15 protein-coding genes are annotated in these 18030 nt (G+C 70.8%); 8 read left to right on the forward strand and 7 right to left on the reverse strand.

The window, feature by feature from the left end:
* The first annotated feature begins 357 nt into the window (after positions 1 to 357).
* Together ACWD4G_RS29375 and ACWD4G_RS29380 are read left to right on the forward strand one after the other, a co-directional pair.
* The gene (locus tag ACWD4G_RS29375; RefSeq protein ID WP_451298622.1) at positions 358 to 1068 is read left to right on the forward strand and encodes a phosphotransferase; all 711 of its coding nucleotides are present in this window, start codon (positions 358 to 360) and stop codon (positions 1066 to 1068) included.
* Between the two features lie 315 nt (positions 1069 to 1383).
* Positions 1384 to 2613, forward strand: a complete 1230-nt coding sequence (locus tag ACWD4G_RS29380; RefSeq protein ID WP_451298624.1) for a Cmx/CmrA family chloramphenicol efflux MFS transporter — start codon at positions 1384 to 1386, stop codon at positions 2611 to 2613.
* Here ACWD4G_RS29380 and ACWD4G_RS29385 read toward each other — a convergent pair.
* On the reverse strand, positions 2594 to 3622 hold the full coding sequence (locus ACWD4G_RS29385) for an MBL fold metallo-hydrolase (RefSeq protein WP_451298626.1): 1029 nt from the start codon (positions 3620 to 3622) through the stop codon (positions 2594 to 2596). The two genes, ACWD4G_RS29380 and ACWD4G_RS29385, sit on opposite strands and share 20 nt — an antisense overlap.
* 256 nt (positions 3623 to 3878) lie before the next feature.
* On the opposite strand from ACWD4G_RS29385, the gene ACWD4G_RS29390 reads away from it, so the two are divergent.
* Together ACWD4G_RS29390 and ACWD4G_RS29395 are read left to right on the forward strand one after the other, a co-directional pair.
* Positions 3879 to 5393, forward strand: coding sequence for an aldehyde dehydrogenase (locus tag ACWD4G_RS29390; protein WP_451298628.1), 1515 nt, complete (start codon positions 3879 to 3881; stop codon positions 5391 to 5393).
* Complete coding sequence (locus tag ACWD4G_RS29395) at positions 5393 to 5626, forward strand: ferredoxin (RefSeq protein ID WP_451298630.1); 234 nt, start codon at positions 5393 to 5395, stop codon at positions 5624 to 5626. Before ACWD4G_RS29390 ends, ACWD4G_RS29395 begins: the two co-directional genes overlap by 1 nt.
* Before the next feature lie 27 nt (positions 5627 to 5653).
* Here ACWD4G_RS29395 and ACWD4G_RS29400 read toward each other — a convergent pair whose 3' ends face one another.
* Together ACWD4G_RS29400 and ACWD4G_RS29405 are read right to left on the reverse strand one after the other, a co-directional pair.
* Complete coding sequence (locus ACWD4G_RS29400) at positions 5654 to 6676, reverse strand: YihY/virulence factor BrkB family protein (RefSeq protein WP_451298632.1); 1023 nt, start codon at positions 6674 to 6676, stop codon at positions 5654 to 5656.
* A gap of 354 nt (positions 6677 to 7030) precedes the next feature.
* The gene (locus ACWD4G_RS29405) at positions 7031 to 7663 is read right to left on the reverse strand and encodes a TetR family transcriptional regulator (protein WP_451298634.1); all 633 of its coding nucleotides are present in this window, start codon (positions 7661 to 7663) and stop codon (positions 7031 to 7033) included.
* A 256-nt stretch (positions 7664 to 7919) separates the two neighbouring features.
* On the opposite strand from ACWD4G_RS29405, the gene ACWD4G_RS29410 reads away from it, so the two are divergent.
* From ACWD4G_RS29410 to ACWD4G_RS29420, 3 genes are read left to right on the forward strand one after another with little or no spacing between them, the layout of a single operon-like run.
* Positions 7920 to 9305 carry a glycosyltransferase family 4 protein gene (locus ACWD4G_RS29410; RefSeq protein WP_451298636.1) on the forward strand — a complete coding sequence of 462 codons (1386 nt, stop codon included), beginning with the start codon at positions 7920 to 7922 and terminating at the stop codon, positions 9303 to 9305.
* On the forward strand, positions 9299 to 10045 hold the full coding sequence (locus tag ACWD4G_RS29415) for a class I SAM-dependent methyltransferase (RefSeq protein WP_451298638.1): 747 nt from the start codon (positions 9299 to 9301) through the stop codon (positions 10043 to 10045). Before ACWD4G_RS29410 ends, ACWD4G_RS29415 begins: the two co-directional genes overlap by 7 nt.
* Entirely contained in the window at positions 10042 to 11112 is a 1071-nt protein-coding gene (locus tag ACWD4G_RS29420; protein ID WP_451298640.1) for a prenyltransferase, read from the forward strand. The genes ACWD4G_RS29415 and ACWD4G_RS29420 overlap by 4 nt, the downstream gene beginning before the upstream one ends.
* Before the next feature lie 251 nt (positions 11113 to 11363).
* On the opposite strand, the gene ACWD4G_RS29425 is transcribed toward ACWD4G_RS29420, so the two are convergent.
* The 3 genes from ACWD4G_RS29425 to ACWD4G_RS29435 form a co-directional block, all read right to left on the reverse strand.
* Positions 11364 to 12395, reverse strand: coding sequence for an LLM class F420-dependent oxidoreductase (locus ACWD4G_RS29425; RefSeq protein WP_451298642.1), 1032 nt, complete (start codon positions 12393 to 12395; stop codon positions 11364 to 11366).
* Positions 12396 to 12511: 116 nt separating this feature from the next.
* Positions 12512 to 13363, reverse strand: coding sequence for a hypothetical protein (locus tag ACWD4G_RS29430; RefSeq protein WP_451298644.1), 852 nt, complete (start codon positions 13361 to 13363; stop codon positions 12512 to 12514).
* Between the two features lie 378 nt (positions 13364 to 13741).
* Complete coding sequence (locus ACWD4G_RS29435) at positions 13742 to 14701, reverse strand: N-acetylmuramoyl-L-alanine amidase (protein ID WP_451298646.1); 960 nt, start codon at positions 14699 to 14701, stop codon at positions 13742 to 13744.
* 222 nt (positions 14702 to 14923) lie between these two features.
* On the opposite strand from ACWD4G_RS29435, the gene ACWD4G_RS29440 reads away from it, so the two are divergent.
* Positions 14924 to 17149 carry a restriction endonuclease gene (locus tag ACWD4G_RS29440; RefSeq protein WP_451298648.1) on the forward strand — a complete coding sequence of 742 codons (2226 nt, stop codon included), beginning with the start codon at positions 14924 to 14926 and terminating at the stop codon, positions 17147 to 17149.
* 49 nt (positions 17150 to 17198) lie between these two features.
* Here the strand turns inward: ACWD4G_RS29440 and ACWD4G_RS29445 are convergent, their stop codons facing one another.
* On the reverse strand, positions 17199 to 17849 hold the full coding sequence (locus tag ACWD4G_RS29445; RefSeq protein ID WP_451298650.1) for a class I SAM-dependent methyltransferase: 651 nt from the start codon (positions 17847 to 17849) through the stop codon (positions 17199 to 17201).
* Positions 17850 to 18030: the final 181 nt, after the last annotated feature.

Here is an 18030-nt window from a genome sequence, read left to right on the forward strand (position 1 = left end):
GATGTGTGGTGGGGGCGTACGTCGGCGCCGAGGCCGGGTGGGCTCGTCGGCGCCGTTGCGACTCGTCCAGAGAAGCAGCCGGGCGAAGCGTCCGCAATCACCCCTTTTGCTAGTTGTGGCCGTATGTGCCGCGAACACCCCTTCTGTGACGTGCCTCTCAATCCGCAGGTCAGAGGCCATTCCGTCATGCCCACGCCACCCCATTGGATCTACGACCCCGCCTCGTATGTGACGTGCCTCCTATGGGGTGGTTCACGGCTCCACTGACGGAGGGTGAGCGGAACACGGCACACCGTCGACGGATCGACCGCCCCGAATGTGACCGCGCTCTCCCGGATCGGTGGGTAGGTTCGCCGCATGAGGACGGGGAGACTGCTCGGCTCCGGGCGCACGGCGGATGTGTACGAGATCGAGGACGCCGGGAGTGGTCGCGGCGGGGCATGGGTGCTGCGCCGGTACCGCGACGGCCGGGGTGACGCGCTCGCCGAGGCGGAGGTCATGGAGCACGTACGCGGCCACGGCTACCCGGTCCCCCGGGTCCGCGAGGCGACCCGCACGGACCTGGTCCTGGAACGCCTGACGGGCCCGACCCTGGTGGACGCGATCACGGCGGGCACCCTGCGCCCACCCGAGGCGGGCACCCTCCTGGCCCGCCTCCTCCACGACCTCCACGCCGTCCCGCCCCGCCGCTCCACGTCCCCCGAGGCCCGCATCCTCCACCTCGACCTGCACCCCGAGAACGTCCTCCTCACGCCCCGCGGCCCCGTCGTCATCGACTGGGACAACACCGAGGAGGGGTCGCCCGGACTCGACTGGGGCATGTCGGCGGTGATCCTCGCGCAGGTCGCGGTCGCGGAGGGTGATCCACGGGCGGGGGTGGCCCATGCGGTCCTCGTCGGTCTGCTGGATCGGCGGGGTGGCGCCCCCGGCCTGACGGCGGAGGGCCTGGCCGAGGCCCGGAGCAGGCGGTCCGCCGACGCGACGATGAGCGATCACGAGGTCCGGCTCCTGGGCCGGGCCGAGGAACTGATCCGGTCCCTGTGCGACCCGCCGCTGCCGCCGCGGTGAACGGCGACGACCGAGACCGGGTAATGCGGTTGAGGGGCGTCGGTGTCGTGGCTACTGTTCCGCGGGTGACGAGTCCCGAGTCCAACAGAGCGCAGCCGCCGGTCGCCCGGCGGCGAGTCGCGTACTGACATCTGGTCGTGTACTGACACACGGCCGAGTACTGACACCTGACCGTTCGTTACGGCGGTCGGGCTCGCCCCAGCGGCCGGACGTGCCCTTCGCGTGGTCCGGTGTCTTGTCGTTGGCTTGTGGATGCCCTGTCGATGCCCGGCGCGCGGATGTCTCTGACCGCGTCTTCCTCGCTGGAGTCGACTCTTGCCGTTCTTTCTCTACGTCCTCGGCCTTGCCGTGTTCGCGCAAGGCACCTCGGAATTCATGCTGGCCGGGCTCGTGCCGGGCATCGCTCGCGAGCTGTCCGTGTCCGTGGGGGCCGCCGCGAGCCTGACCTCGGCGTATGCGGTCGGGATGATCGTCGGCGCCCCGGCCATGGCTGTGCTGAGCGCCCGTTGGCCACGCAGGCCCGCGCTGGCCGGGTTCCTGGCCGCGTTCGTCGTCGTCCATGTGGTGGGCGCGGTCAGTACGAGCTTCCCCGTGCTCTTCGGGACGCGGGTCGTCGCCGCCGTCGTCAACGCCGGGTTCCTGGCGGTGGCGATGACCCTCGCGACGGAACTGGTGGCTCCCGGCCGACGGGCCAGGGCCACCGCGATCCTGCTGTCCGGGGTGACCCTGGCCTGCGTCATCGGCGTACCCGCCGGCGCGCTCCTCGGCGAACGGACCGGCTGGCGCTCGGTGTTCTGGGCGGTCGCCGCGCTGTGCCTGCCGGCGCTGGCGTTGGTGTTCCGGTCGGCACGGCCGGGGGAGCGGGCCGCGGCCTCCGGGGGCTCCCCGGCCCGGCGTCAGGTTGGGCCGTCCCTCCGGCGCGAGGTACGGGAGTTGGGCTCCCGCCCCGTACGGCTGGCGCTCACCCTCGCCGCCCTCGTCAACGGCGCCACCTTCGCGACCTTCGCCTACCTCGGCGTCATCGCGACGGACGTGGCCCACCTGCCCGGTATCGCGGTCCCCGGGCTGCTCGCCGCGTTCGGCGCCGGCGCGTTCATCGGCGTGACGGCGGCCGGGCGGCTCGGGGACGGACGGTTGGGGGACGGGCGGTGGGGGCGGGGCCTGGTCCGCGCGCTGTACGTCCTGCCGGTCGGCTGGGCGGTGCTGGGGGCGACCAGCGCGTACCCCGCACCGCTCTTCCTCGCGGCCGTCGTGCAGGGCGCGCTGTCCTTCGGGATCGGATCGGCGCTCGTGCACCACGTCATGGTCGTGGCGTCCCGCGCCCCCTCGCTGAACGGTTCGTTCGCCACGGTCGCCTTGAACGTCGGCGCGTTCGCGGGCCCGCTGCTGGCGGGCGCCGCGACCGAGGCGACGCTCGATGCCCGATGGGCGGTATGGACCAGCGTCGCGCTGGCGGGGGCTGCCGGGGCGGTCTGGTTGGCCGGGCGCGCTCCCGATGCACGATCCCGCATCCGCACCCGGCCCGTCACACCGCGACGTAAGTGACCGGCTCGCTCCCCGCCACCGCCTCCGCGCGCCCCAGCTTCACCAGTCGCCGCAGATGGGCCTCGGCCTCCGAGACGGCGATGTTGCGGGAGCCGAAGGGGATGTCGGACCAGGGGCGGTTCCACTCCATGCGCTCGGCGAGTTGCCAGGCGGTGAGGGGAGTGGAGAGGAGGGTGAGGAGGTCGGCGAGGCGGGAGTCGTGGTGGGCCAGCAACTCCCGTACGCGGGCGGGGGCGTCCGTGAACGCGTGCTGGTGGGCGGGGAGTACCTCGGCGGGGGCGAGGCGGCCGACGCGTTCGAGGGAGTCGAGGTAGTCCCCGAGCGGGTCGGTCACCGTGGTGTCGTCGGGGTCCTCGTACAGGCCGATGTGCGGGGTGATCTCGGGGAGGAGGTGGTCACCCGAGAACAGGCGGCCGTGGCCGGAGAGTTGGGCCGGGTGGGCCTCCTCCAGGTGGAGACAGACATGGCCGGGGGTGTGTCCCGGCGTCCAGATCGCGCGGAGCCGGCGGCCGGGGAGGCCGAGGAGTTCGCCGGGGACGATCTCGCGGTCGGGCACGGCGGGGGCGAAACCGGGGAGGTTGCGTGGGGTGCGGGGCGTGCGGAGGGGCGCGAGATGGTCCTCGGGGGCGCCCGCCGCGATGAGTTTGGCCGTCATGTACGCGTACCAGCGGCCGGGGTCGGTGCTCCGGGTGCGCCGTACGATCGCGCTGTCGGCGGCGTGCATCGCGATCCACGCGCCGGATGCCTCGCGTACGGCCCCCGACAGCCCGTGGTGGTCGGGGTGGTGGTGGGTGATGACGACACCGTGGATCTCGGAGACCGACGTACCGCATGCCGCGAGCCCCGCCACAAGGGTGTCCCAGGACCCCGGATCGTCCCACCCGGTATCGACCAACACCGGCCCACGATCGGTGTCGACGACATAGACGAGGGTATGGCCGAGCGGATTGTCAGGAATCGGCACCCTGACCGACCGCACACCGCCACCGTGGTCGTACACCTGCGCCATGGGGCCCCCATTCGCTGTGTCCCGCCCAACTATAACTAGAACTTGTTGCAGCAGGGTCGCGCCCCTGAAAGGGGCGCGGGGAACTGCGCGAGCAACCACATCCAATCCGCACCCGCCACAACTCCCCAGCGGCCCGAGCTAATAGGCGCCCGGCACAACCTGCGGAGCAACCCGTGGACTCCTCCAACTGGAACTGGTATCAGTTCCATATCTGATGGATAGTCAGAAGCGAACGTCCCCGGGGAGGCAGTCGGCCATGACCGAACTCGTGGAACACGGACAGCTGTTCATCGGCGGGGAGTTGACCGACCCCCTGGGCACGGACGTCATCGAAGTCGTCTCACCGCACACGGCCGAGGTCATCGGCCGAGTCCCGCACGCCTCACGGGCGGACGTCGACCGCGCGGTGGCGGCGGCGAGGCGCGCGTTCGACGAGGGCCCCTGGCCGCGTATGACGCTCGAAGAGCGGATCGCGGTCGTGACGCGCATCAAGGACGCCTTCGCCGTACGGCACGAGGAGTTCGCCCGCCTGATCAGCGCGCAGAACGGCACCCCGTACACCTCCAGCGTGATGGTGCAGGCGCTCGCCTCGCTGATGGTGTGGGACGCGGCGATCACGACGGCGCGCGGCTTCACGTACGAGGAGCACCGGGACGGTGTGCTCGGGAAGATCCTGGTGCGGCGGGAGCCCGTCGGGGTGGTCGCGGCGGTCGTGCCGTGGAACGTCCCGCAGTTCACCGCCGCCGCCAAACTCGCCCCGGCGCTGCTCGCCGGCTGCCCCGCGATCCTGAAGGTGTCGCCCGAAACCCCGCTGGACGCCTATCTGCTGGCGGAGATCGCGGCGGAGGCGGGCCTTCCGGAGGGGGTGCTGTCCATCCTGCCCGCCGACCGGGAGGTCAGTGAGTACCTGGTCGGGCATCCGGGCGTGGACAAGGTCTCCTTCACGGGGTCGGTCGCGGCCGGCAAACGGGTCATGGAGGTCGCCGCGCGCAATCTCACGCGCGTGACGCTGGAGTTGGGTGGCAAGTCGGCGGCGGTGATCCTGCCGGACGCCGACGCCCAGACGGCCGTGGCCGGTATCGCCCCCTTCGCCTGGATGATCAACGGCCAGGCGTGTGTGGCCCAGACCCGCATCCTCGTCCCGCGCAGCCGTTACGACGAGTTCGCGGAGGCGTTCGCGGCGGTCGCGAGCGCGCTGAAGATCGGCGATCCACTCGACCCGGCGACGGAACTCGGCCCGCTGGTCGCCCAACGGCAGCAGCGCCGCAGCCTCGACTACATCCGGATCGGCCAGGAGGAGGGCGCCAAGATCCTCACCGGCGGAGGCCGCCCCGCCGGACTCGACCAGGGCTGGTACGTCGAGGCCACCCTCTTCGGCGACGTCGACAACACCATGCGCATCGCCCGCGAGGAGATCTTCGGCCCGGTCATCTGCCTCCTCCCGTACGGGGACGAGGCGGACGCCGTCCGGATCGCCAACGACTCCGAGTACGGGCTGAGCGGAAGTGTGTGGACGGCGGACACGGAACGGGGCATCGACGTCGCCCGCCGCGTCCGGACGGGAACGTACTCGGTCAACACCTTCAGCCTGGACATGCTCGGCCCGTTCGGCGGCTACAAGAACTCCGGGCTGGGGAGGGAGTTCGGCCCCGAGGGATACGGCGAGTTCCTGGAACACAAGATGATCCACCTGCCCCCCGGCTACGAGCCGCCCACCGACACCGACACCGACACCGGCGCCGGTGTCGCCGCGGGGAAGGGCGTCGGCTGATGGGCGACCGCTGGCACCTGGAAGTCGACCGCTCCCTCTGCATCGGCTCCGCCCAGTGCACCCACCACGCCCCCGACACCTTCCGCCTCGACTCCGCCATGCAGTCCCACCCCACCACCCCGGAGACCGACGCCCACGAACACATCCTGAACGCCGCCGAGGGCTGCCCGGTCGAGGCCATCACGATCACCCTGCTGGACAGCGGGGAGCCGGTGTTCCCGCCGGAGGAGTAGACGGCCTCCGCGCACGCGGGGCCCGCCTCAGGTTTCGAGGCGGCGGCGGTCCTCCTCGTCCCACTTGCGGGTGTCGCGGGGCTCCACGTACGGCTCCTTCTCGGTGGGGTGGCCGCCGGCGACGGCGCGTTGGCGGGAGAGTTCCGCGTCGCACTCCAGTCCCAGGAGGATCGCCAGATTGGTGATCCACAGCCAGACCAGGAAGATGATCAAACCGGCGAAGGTACCGTAAGTCCTGTTGTACGAGCCGAAGTTCGCCACGTACACCGCGAACCCGGCCGAGGCGGCCATCCAGATCAGCAGGGCCAGGAAACTGCCCGGTGTGATCCAGCGGAAGCCGCGGACCCGGGCGTTCGGTGTCGCCCAGTACAGGATCGCGATCATCAGCGTGACCAGCAGCGCCAGCAGGGGCCACTTCGCGATCGACCACACGGTGAGCGCCGTGTCGCCGATGCCCAGGGTCGAGCCGATCTCCCGGGCCAACGCGCCGGTGAACACGACGATCACCGAGGCGATCGCCGCCATCACCATCAGTGCCACAGTCACACCGACGCGCACGGGCAGCACCTTCCACACCGGGCGCCCCTCCGGGATGTCGTAGACCGCGTTGGCGCTTCTGATGAACGCGGCGACGTAGCCGGAGGCCGCCCATATCGCGAGCAGCAGACCCACGATCGCCATGGCCGAGCCGAGGCCGGCGTTGCCCTGCATCTGCTCCACCGCGCTCCGCAGCACATCCCGCGCGGCGCCCGGGGCCAGGTTGTCGATGTTGTCCAGCACCTGCTGGGTCGTCGACCGCCCGACGACGCCGAGCAGCGAGATCAGGGCCAGGAGCATGGGGAACAGGGCGAGGAGCCCGTAGTACGTCAGCGCCGCGGCCCGATCGGTCAGCTCGTCCTTCCTGAACTCCTTGACCGTGCCTTTCAGCACCGCCGTCCAGGAGCGTTTGGGCAGGTCGGTCGGGCTGTCCGGCGCCTGCCGCTCCACCTGCTCGGCCGGACCGGCGTCGCGTCCGGCGAACTTCGTATGCCGTTTCAGGGTGCGTGTCATTCCCCCCGGGTATCCGGGCGGGCCCGGCCGTACCACATGGGTAAAAAATTCTGTTCGCGGGGTTGCATCCCTGTATGTCTGTTCTATTCTGAAAGTAGACCTACGAGGCGAGTGAGGGAGTCCGACCGGAGTAGCCGACATCCGCGAGAGGCAAGTACTTCCGCTGGTGCCGACGTCGACGGTAGGGCTGAGAGGCCGAAGGGCAGCAGGACAGGGCCCGACGGCGACCCCCATTACCTGATCCGGGTAATACCGGCGCAGGGAACCCGTCTCGTAGGTCGTTTCGTGTGCGCGGCGTCTTTTCGCGCGCCGGTTCCTTCGGCTTCCTTCGCGCTTCCTCCGTGCGCCCGCGTCTCAGGTCCGCTGATCCGGCGCCGTCAGGTCGATCAGGCGGCAGACCGTTTCGATGTCGATCTTCACCTGGGCGATGGAGGCGCGGCCCGAGAGCCAGGTGATCAGGGCCGAGTGCCAGGTGTGTTCGATGACGCGGACCGCCGAGAGCTGCTCCGGGGTGGGGTGGTCCAGGCCCATCGCGTCGAGGATGATCGCCGTCGTCTGGTGGGAGACCTGGTCGACCTCGGGGCTGACGCTGCGGTCGGCGAAGGTGAGGGCGCGGACCATGGCGTCGGCGAGATGGGGCTCGCGTTGCAGGGCGCGGAAGGCCCGCATCAGGGTTTCCGACACGCGCTCCGCCGCCGTCTCGCCCGTCGGCGGTTTTTTGCGGAGCGTTCCGTGCATGTGCTCCAGCTGTGCCTGCATCGTCGCCACCAGCAGGTGGATCTTCGACGGGAAGTAGCGGTACAGGGTGCCCAGGGCCACCTGGGAGGACTCCGCGACCTCGCGCATCTGGACCGCGTCGAAACCGCCCCGGCTGGCGAGTTGCGCGCTCGCGTGCAGAATGCGTCGGCGGCGGGCCTCCTGGCGCTCCGTGAGCGGCGGGGCGTCCTGCTGTGCGCTACTGGCTTCCACCTTGACTTCCGCGGGCATCGTTCTCGTTCCGTGACGGTCGTGAGGGTCGGTGAGTCGTGACGGTCGGTGAGGGTGTGCGATCAGACAGCATGCCAGGGCGTCGGCGCCGTTCTACCCACGCGCCTGCCGTGGCGTGAATCACCTGATCCACCCCTCACAGCGGTTCTACCAGCCGGTAGATTCAAAGCCTCTTGAACGATCAACTCTGAAACTTGTTCTAGATTACCGTCTCGTCGTAATCTCACGGGAAATCGCAGTGAGAAGGGGGCCAGGAGTGACCGCTGAGGCCAGTCAGGCGGGGTCCCGGCATGACCTCGCTGCCGACGGCGGGCGACCGCTCACCATCGCGCTCCTCACCTATAAAGGGAACCCGTTCTGCGGCGGCCAGGGCGTCTACGTACGGCACCTTTCGCGGGAGCTGGCCCGTCTCGGGCACCGCGTCGAGGTGATCGGCTCCCAGCCGTACCCGGTGCTCGACGAGGGCGCCGAGTACGCCGACCGGCTGTCCCTGACCGAGTTGCCGAGCCTGGACCTGTACCGGCAGCCCGACCCCTTCCGAACGCCGAAGCGCGACGAGTACCGCGACTGGGTCGACGCCCTCGAAGTGGCCACCATGTGGACCGGAGGGTTCCCCGAGCCGCTGACCTTCTCGCTCCGCGCCCGACGCCATCTACGGGCCCGACGCGGCGAGTTCGACGTCGTGCACGACAACCAGACCCTCGGGTACGGGCTGTTGGGGGACATCGGCGCGCCCCTCGTCACCACCATCCACCACCCCATCACCGTCGACCGGCAGTTGGAGCTGGACGCCGCCGAGGGCCGGCAGCGGCGGATGTCCGTACGCCGCTGGTACGCCTTCACGCGGATGCAGAAGCGGGTGGCCCGGCGGCTGCCGTCCGTGCTCACCGTCTCCGGCACGTCGAGGCAGGAGATCGTCGACCACCTCGGCGTACGGGACGACCGTATCCACGTCGTGCACATCGGCGCCGACACCGACCTCTTCTCGCCCGATCCGTCCGTGGCCCGAATACCGGGCAGGATCGTCACCACCTCCAGCGCCGACGTCCCGCTGAAGGGGCTCGTCTTCCTCGTCGAGGCGCTCGGCAAGGTGCGCACCGAACACCCGGCCGCCCACCTCGTCGTCGTCGGCAAGCGCGCCGAGGACGGGCCCGTCGCCCAGGCCATCGAACGGTACGGCCTCGAAGGCGCCGTCGAGTTCGTCAAGGGCATCTCCGACGCCGAGCTGGTCGACCTGGTCCGCTCCGCCGAGGTCTCCTGCGTCCCCTCGCTGTACGAGGGGTTCTCACTGCCCGCCGCCGAGGCCATGGCCACCGGTACGCCCCTGGTCGCCACCACCGGCGGGGCCATCCCCGAGGTCGCCGGGGCCGACGGCGAGACCTGTCTCGCGGTGCCCCCGGGCGACGCGGGCGCCCTGGCCACCGGGCTCAGCCGGCTCCTGGGCGACGCCGGTCTGCGCGAGCGGCTCGGCCACGCCGGACGCGAACGGGTGCTACGGCACTTCACCTGGGCCCGGGCCGCCGAGGGCACGGTGGCCCGCTACCGCGAGGCGATCGAGTCCGCGACCCCCATCAGCGGCGTCCACTCCGCCACCCCCACCAGTGACACCGGCGTCTACCCCGAAAGCAGGGCCACGTGCTGACCGTCGACTTCTCCCGGTTCCCCCTCGCCCCGGGGGACCGTGTCCTGGACCTCGGCTGTGGAGCGGGCCGGCACGCCTTCGAGTGCTACCGGCGCGGCGCCCAGGTCGTGGCCCTCGACCAGAACGGCGAGGAGATCCGCGAGGTCGCCAAGTGGTTCGCCGCGATGAAGGAGGCCGGGGAGGCACCCGAGGGCGCCACCGCCACCGCGATGGAGGGCGACGCCCTCGCCCTCCCCTTCCCCGACGAGTCCTTCGACGTCGTCATCATCTCCGAGGTCATGGAGCACATCCCCGACGACAAGGGGGTGCTCGCCGAGATGGTGCGCGTGCTGCGGCCCGGCGGACGCATCGCCATCACCGTGCCGCGCTACGGCCCCGAGAAGGTCTGCTGGGCGCTGTCCGACGCGTACCACGAGGTCGAGGGCGGCCATATCCGCATCTACAAGGCGGACGAGCTGATCGGCAAGGTCCGCGAGGCCGGTCTGAGGCCCTACGGCACCCATCACGCGCACGCGCTGCACTCGCCGTACTGGTGGCTGAAGTGCGCGTTCGGCGTCGACAACGACAAGGCGCTGCCCGTGCGGGCGTACCACCAGCTGCTCGTCTGGGACATCATGAAGAAGCCGCTCGCCACGCGGGTCGCCGAGCAGGCGCTCAATCCGCTGATCGGCAAGAGTTTCGTGGTGTACGCGACCAAGCCGCATCTGCCTACGGTGAGTTCTCAGGCGGTCGGTAAGTGACCACGCCCCGGACAGAACACCTCGTCCTGCCCGGGGTCCTCACCGCCGAGCAGGCCGCCGCGACCGTACGCGGGCTCCTCGCCGTACAGCGGGAGGACGGCGCCATACCGTGGTTCCGCGGGCACCATCTGGACCCCTGGGACCACACCGAGGCCGCGATGGCCCTGGACGCGGCCGGTGAGCACGACGCCGCCGAGCGCGCCTATGAATGGCTGCGACGGCACCAGAACGAGGACGGCTCCTGGTACGCCGCCTACACCGACGGCGACGCCGACGCCGTCACCGACCGCGGACGCGAGTCCAACTTCGTCGCGTACATCGCCGTCGGCGTCTGGCACCACTACCTCGCCACCGGCGACGACACCTTCCTCGACCGCATGTGGCCGAGCGTCTACGCGGCCGTGGAGTTCGTGCTGGGGCTTCAGCAGCAGGGCGGGCAGGTCGGGTGGAAGCGGGAGGACGACGGCACGGCCGTCACCGACGCCCTGCTCACCGGGTCCTGCTCCATCCACCACGCGCTGCGCTGCGCGCTCGCCATCGCCGAGCAGCGGGAGGAACCGCAGCCGGACTGGGAGTTGGCGGTGGGGGTGCTGCGGCATGCGATACGGCGGCATCCCGAGCGGTTCCTCGACAAGGGCCGTTACTCCATGGACTGGTACTACCCCGTGCTGGGTGGGGCGTTGACGGGGGCGGAGGCCAAGGCGCGTATCGAGGAGGGGTGGGAGCGGTTCGTCGTGCCCGGGTTGGGGGTGCGGTGTGTGGTTCCCAATCCTTGGGTGACGGGTGGGGAGTCCGCCGAGCTCGCGTTGGCGCTGTGGGTGATGGGGGAGTCGGATCGGGCGTTGGAGATCCTGCAGTCCATTCAGCATCTGCGGGATGCCGGTACCGGGTTGTACTGGACGGGGTTCGTGTTCGAGGACCGGGCCGTCTGGCCGGAGGAGTTGACGTCGTGGACCGCGGGGGCGTTGGTGCTGGCTGTGGCGGCGTTGGGGGGAGACGAGGCGACGTGTGCGGTGTTCGGTGGGGAGAGGTTGCCTCGGGGGCTTGATGACGCGGGGTGTTGTTGAGTTTTCTCTCGCCCCCGCCGCCCCTACCCGTCCCATCCCCAGGGGCTGCGCCCCGTTGACCCCCTGCCTAATAGCTCGGGGGTGGGGGTTGTGGGGCGGGTGCGGGTGGGTGGGGGCTGGTCGCGCAGTTCCCCGCGCCCCTAAAAGACCTGGGGGCACCCCGTGCTTTTAAGGGGCGCGGGGAACTGCGCGAGCAACCACACACCACCCGCAGTCGCCGAAATTACACTGCCCCCCGAGCTATTCGGCGCTCAGGAGTTGAGTTCGGCGAGTACGCGCAGCGTGTGGGGGTCGGGGGACATGGCCAGCAGGTCGGTGACCGGGCCCTTTCGCCATGACTCCAGTCGCTCCGCGATGCGTTCCCTCGGGCCGACTAGTGAGATCTCGTCGGCGAACGCGTCCGGTACGGCGAGTACCGCCTCCTCGCGTCGCCCCTCCAGGAACAGCCGTTGGATGCGGCGGGCCTCCTCCTCGTAGCCCATGCGGGCCATGAGGTCGGCGTGGAAGTTGCGTTTGGCGTGGCCCATTCCGCCGATGTAGAAGCCGAGCATGGCCTTGACGGGCAGCAAGCCCTCGGCGATGTCGTCGCACACCGTGACCCGGGCCATGGGGGCGACGAGGAAGTCCTCGGGCGCGTCCGTCAGCGCGGTCTCGTACATCTCCGTCCGGCTCGGCGACCAGTACAGCGGAAGCCAGCCGTCGGCGATGCGGGCGGTCTGCGCGATGTTCTTGGGGCCCTCGGCGCCGAGGAGGATCGGGAGGTCGGGGCGGAGGGGGTGGGTGATGGACTTGAGGGGTTTGCCGAGACCGGTGCTGGAGCCGCCCGGGGCCGCGTTCGGTTCGTTGCCGTACGGGAGCGGGTGGAAGCGGCCGTTCAGTTGAACGGGGGCCTCGCGTCTGAGGACTTGGCGTACGACATCGACGTACTCCCTCGTCGCGGTGAGCGGGGAGGACGGGAACGGGCGGCCGTACCAGCCCTCCACCACCTGCGGGCCGGAGAGGCCGAGGCCGAGGAGGACACGGCCGCCGGACAGGTGGTCCAGGGTGAGGGCGTGCATCGCGGTGGTGGTCGGTGAACGGGCGGCCATCTGCGCGATCGCCGTGCCCAGTTTGATGCGTGAGGTGTGCGCGGCGATCCAGGTGAGCGGGGTGAACACGTCCGAGCCCCAGGACTCGGAGGTCCAGACGGAGTCGTAGCCGAGCCGTTCGGCCTCCCGCGCGAGCGGGATGTGGTCGGGCGAGGGGCCGCGCCCCCAGTAGCCGAGTACGAGACCGAGCCGCATGCGCCAGCCTCCGGTTCTGTTCTGACGGTGCGTCAGCTTAGGGGTGGGGCTGCGACTGTACGACAACGGCCCCGCACCCGAAAGGGGTGAGGGGCCGTGCGGGCTTGTGGTGCGGGTCAGCCGCGCTGGATGCCGCTGGTGTCCTGGAGGACACCGCGACGGCCGTCCTGGGTCTGGGCCACCAGCGCGGGGCCGCGCTGCTCGACCGCCAGGTACCAGGTACCCGGGGCCAGTTCGGCGATGGTCGACTGGGAACCGTCCTCCGCGAACAGCGGGCGGGCCACCGGGACGGCGAACCAGAACGGCGAGAAGTCGGCGGCCGGCGGCTGCTGCTGCGGAGCCGCTGCGGCCTGCTGCGGACCACCGAACGGCGCACCCGGCCCCGGCTGCCCCGGCTGTCCAGGCTGCGGCTGACCCGCACCGAACGGCGCCTGCGCACCGGCACCCGGGTAGCCGTAACCACCGGGCGGCTGAGCACCGTAGGGCTGCGGCGCGGCCGGGCGCGGGGCGCCCACCAGCGCGGCCTTGAGGGCGGGGACGAGGGGGGTGGCGACAGCCGCGGCGGCCATGATCAGGGTGGCGATCAGGGCGAGGATGAGGCCGGTGCCGGACTCGAAGCCACTGTCCGAGTCGGTGCCGATGTTGTCCATGCCGGAGGCCGGGTCGAAGATGTTGCCGAGCGCGCTCCAGGCCGCGAAGACCGTGAAGGCGATACCGAACTGGCCGAGGTCGAGACCCGCGACCTTGGGCGCCTGCGGCAGACCCCGGGCGACGACGATGAAGGCGGCACCGAAGATCCCCGCGAGGAAGACGCTGAGCAGGGTCGGCCCGCTCTCCCAGGCGTTCGGGATGTCGTAGCTGTCGGGAACCCCGTCGATGGAGTAGAGCTCGAGGAACGACGCGATGAACAGCAATACCGCTGCTCCGATCACGACGCCGTCGCCTCTGGTGAGGGAGCGGATATTCACTTCAGGTCCTTCGTCAGTCGTCTCGTCATCGGTGGAGGCGTCGCTGTCACCATGTCGCCCTCAGGCCCAGGTGGGAAGCGCGGGGGTGGCCCCTCATCGTAGGACGACCATATCGCCCGTCCGACGTGGGTGTCCGCCGGGATCTGTCCGACGATCACGACCCGCCCGCTACCCTCGCAGGAATCTCACGATTCCCTCAGAGATCCCAGAAACGCGCTGGAGAATCCCTGTGCCCCGTTCTGCCGCCAGGCACCCGCTGATCGGCCGGTGCCGCGTCATGGATACCGCGCGAACCGGCGCACTCGGTGAACACCATCGGAACTGTTGAGAGATTGAGACCGCCCAGGTCCCGATGTGTGACGGGGGACGGGGTTTGGCTCACATCTCCAGGAAGCCCGTGATGCCGTCCGAGATTCCCTGGGCCGCTTTTTGGCGCCAGTCGGGGCTGGTGAGGAGGGCGGCGTCCTGGGGGTCGCGCATGTTGCCGCATTCGATGAAGACCTTGGGGACGGTGGAGAGGTTGAGGCCGCCGAGGTCGGTGCGGGTGTCGAGGCCGGTGCCGTCGCCGATGTAGTTGGAGGGGGCGCTGCCGGTGGCGCGTACGAACTTGCCGGCGATACGGACGCCGAGGTCGTGGGAGGAGTCGACGATGGGGCGGGTGTCGGCGGCGCCCTCGTGCACCGCGCCCGGCAGGATGACGTGGAAGCCGCGGTTGCCGGTGCCCGAACCGTCCGCGTGGATCGACACCACCGCGTCCGCCTTCGCCTCGTTCCCGATCCGCGCCCGCTCGTCGATGCACGGGCCCCAGGACCGGTCGCCGTCCTGTGTGAACTTCACGGTGGCGCCTTGGGCCTGGAGGATCTCCCGCACCCGCCGCGACACGTCCAGCGTGAACTTCGCCTCCAGGTAACCGTCGTTGGTCGACGTCCCCGTCGTGTCGCACTCCTTCATCGTCGTACCGATGTTCACCTTGCGGTTGATCTCGGCCGTGTGCTGGAAGTTGCCCGGGTTGTGGCCCGGGTCGATGACGACGACCTTGCCCTTGAGGGGGCCGTCGGCGGCCGGTGCGGAGGGCGATGGGGTGGGGGTGCCGCCGTCCTTGCCGGCGTCGTCGGAGGGCGGCGTGGGGCTTGTCGGGGGCGGGGTCGTCGATCGGGGCTGGGGAGCCGCCGCGCGGTCGGACCCGTCGCCGCCGTTCCCCGAGGCGCCGACGGCCTGCCAGACACCCCAACCGGCCACCGCCCCCACCGTGACCGCGGCCACCGCCACGGTCAGCGGACGACGGAGGGCGGAACGGCGCTGCTGGGGCGGATCGAAGTCCGGACCTACGTACGACACGCCTGCCACCATACGGGGCCCACGCCGCCGGCACCGGCTACGGCACCACCGGACCCCGTTTCGAGATGCCGTGGCGTTTCCCCGCCCCCGGCCCCGCTGACCCTGTCGGCCCTCGAATGGGCGTATTCGTCGTCGCCGGATAGAGTCGTGCAGTTACGTCTGGTTGTGGGGCAGGGCTTCGCCGCGCGACGCGCGCGGCCCTGTGGGGAGGGCCTGTAGCGGATGAGTCGTCGTTCCAACGGGTTGGTCGGGATCTGGGCCGAGGCACAGCGTCAGCAGCAGCGCCAGTTGGAGGCGCGGGCCAGGCAGCAGCGGGAGTACGAGCGCCAACAGCGTGCGCACGAGCGGGAGTTGGCTCGTAGTCAACGCGAGCAGCAGGCGGCGTACCGTGCGCATCGCGAGGCCGAGGCCCGGCGGCGCAGCCAGGAGCTCGACGCGGCCGTCGATGGCTTGGAGAGGCTGCTCGTCGCGGGGTGCCGGGCGCCGGCGTTCCGGGCGGGCTCGCTCACCCGGTCCGAGCAACTGGAGCCGTTCGCCCCCGGCCCGCTCGCCCACCCCGTGCCCATGCCGGACCCCAACCACTACCAGGCCCAGCCCGGTGGATGGGGCGCCCAGCGTCGTGCCCAGGCTCAGGCCGAGGCGCGGGCCCGTTTCGAGCACGACTGGCACGCCGCCCAGGCCGCGGAGGCCCAGCGGCAGCACCAACTGGCCCAGTACCAGCGGCAGTACGACGAGTGGGCGGAGGGTCGCAGGGCCGAGATCCGGCGCCACAACGCCGGGATCATCGAGATGACCACGGCTCTGCGCGGTGGCGACCCCGACGCCGTCGTCGACTACTTCTCCGCCGCCCTCTACGCCTCCGCCGCCTGGCCCGACGGCTTCCCGCGCCGCGTCTCGGCCGCGTACGACTCCGCCGCCCGCCAACTCGTCCTGGACTGGGAGCTGCCCCGCTACGACGTCGTCCCCGAGGCGAAGTCCGTCGTCTACATGCCGAGCACCGACCAGGACAAGGAGCGGCCCCGCCCGGTCACCCAGCGGCGCTCCCTCTACCGGGACGTCCTCGCCCAGTGCGCCCTGCTGGTGCTGCACGATCTCTTCGCCGCCGACGAGTTCGGCGCGCTGGAGTCGGTCGCGTTGAACGGGTTCGTCGATGATCACGATCCGGCCACCGGGCGGCGTACCGAGATCTTCCTGCTGACCGTCATGGCCTCGCGTTCGGTGTTTGCCGGGCTGCATCTGGCGCAGGTCAGCGCGGTCGACTGTCTTTCGGACGGGCTGCGTGGGCAGCTGTCCGCCAAGCCGGACCAGCGCGCGCCCGTACGGCCCGGCCGGCGGCCCGACGACGTCGGCAACGGCGTCGTCACCCACGGCGGCGACGAGGAACCCGATCTGCTGGAGATGGACCCGCTCGCCTTCGAGGCGCTGGTCGCGGAGCTGTTCCGGGCCATGGGGATGCAGGCGGTGACTACTCAGCGCTCGAACGACGGCGGTGTCGATGTCGACGCCCTCGACCCCACGCCGATCCGGGGCGGCAAGATCGTCGTCCAGGTCAAGCGCTACCGCAACACCGTGCCGCCGACCGCCGTCCGCGACCTCTACGGCACCGTCCAGGCCAACGGCGCCAACAAGGGTGTCCTTGTGACCACCTCCAAGTTCGGGCCCGGCTCCCACACCTTCGCGAACGGCAAGCCGCTCGAACTCGTCTCCGGCGCCGAGCTCGTCGACCTTCTGCATCGGCATGGGCTGCGGGGGCGCCTGGGGGCGGGGGGCCGGGGGCCCGTTCCCGCCCAGCGCACGGCAGCGGACCCTCGGGTGTCGGCGGGGGCGGCCGCTGATCCCCGGGTCCCGGCAGGGGCGGGTCCGGACGCCCGGGTCCCGGCAGGGGCCGGTCCGGACGCCCGGGTGTCGGCAGCCATGGGTCCGGACGGCGGTGGGGGCGCGGCCTCCGCCGGGGGCTCGGACGACCACAGCGTGCTCGGCATGTCCTGGGGTGGTGGAGTCGCCCTCGATGTCTGCGCGCTCGTCTGCCACGGCAACCGCGTTCTGAGCGACGACCACTTCGTCTTCTTCAACAACTCCCACACCCCTGACGGCGCCGTCCGGGCCCTGTCCGCCGTCGCCCCGCCCGACAAGGCCGCGATCCAGGTGTCGTTCGACGCGCTCCCGGCCACGGCCGATCGGCTGGTCCTGGTGGCGGCGGTCGATCCGGCCGTGAACCCCGACGCCGATCTGTCCGGCTTCACCGATGCCCGTATCCGACTCCTGGACGCCTCACGGGCCGAACAGGGCACGCTCGACGTCTCCGACGGCCGGCCCGGCGAGACCGCCCTGGTCCTCGGGTCGTTCCGCCGGCGGGCGGGGGGCGACTGGGACTTCGTGCTCGGTGGGAGGGGGTATCGGGGTGGGCTGGAGGAGCTTGTCCAGGACTTCGGGATCGATGTGGAGTAGGGGCTCGGGATGGGGCGGAGTAGGGGTTTCGGGATCGGTGTGGCTTGGGTCAGATGCCCGTGCCCGTGCGTCGTAGGACCCTCAGCGAGTTCTGCTCGGATACTTCCGTGAAGGCGCCGGAGGCGAGGGCGCGGAGGTAGATGCGGTACGGGGCCTGGCCGGTGAACTCGTCCACGGGGTTCGGGAAGACGTCGTGGATGACGAGGAGGCCGTTGGCGGCGATGTGGGGGGCCCAGCCCTCGTAGTCGGCGGTGGCGTGTTCGTCTGTGTGGCCGCCGTCTATGAAGACGAGGGCGAGCGGGGTTTTCCAGAAGGCGGCGACCTGGGGGGAGCGGCCCACTACGGCGACCACGTGATCCTCCAGGCCCGCTCTGTGGAGGGTGCGGCGGAACGTGGGGAGCGTGTCCATGCGGCCGACCTCGGGGTCGACGGTGTCCTTGTCGTGGTAGTCCCACCCCGGCTGCTGCTCCTCGCTGCCCCGGTGGTGGTCGACGGTGATCGCCGTGGTCCCGGACTGGCGGGCGGCGTCGGCCAGCAGGATCGTGGAGCGACCGCAGTACGTACCGACCTCCAGCAGTGGCAGCGCCAAGCGCCCTGCTTCTACGGCCGCCGCGTAGAGGGCCAGCCCCTCATCCACGGGCATGAACCCCTTGGCCGCCTCGAACGCGGTGAGGATCTCCGGCTTGGGCGCCTCGGACATGGGGTCCTCCGTGGTTGTCGTGCCTGGTGGTCGTGTGGGGGCCAATGCTGTCACGGGGCACTGACAGGCGGTCGGGGGGCGCGTGGGGTGGGTGGGGTGGGGCGGGGCCGGGCCGGTGTGTCAGTCCGTCGCAGGCGGGACGTACTGCTCGGGGGTTGGATGGCGTGAACTTTGCTGAGCC

Source organism: Streptomyces sp. NPDC002643 (assembly GCF_053592555.1).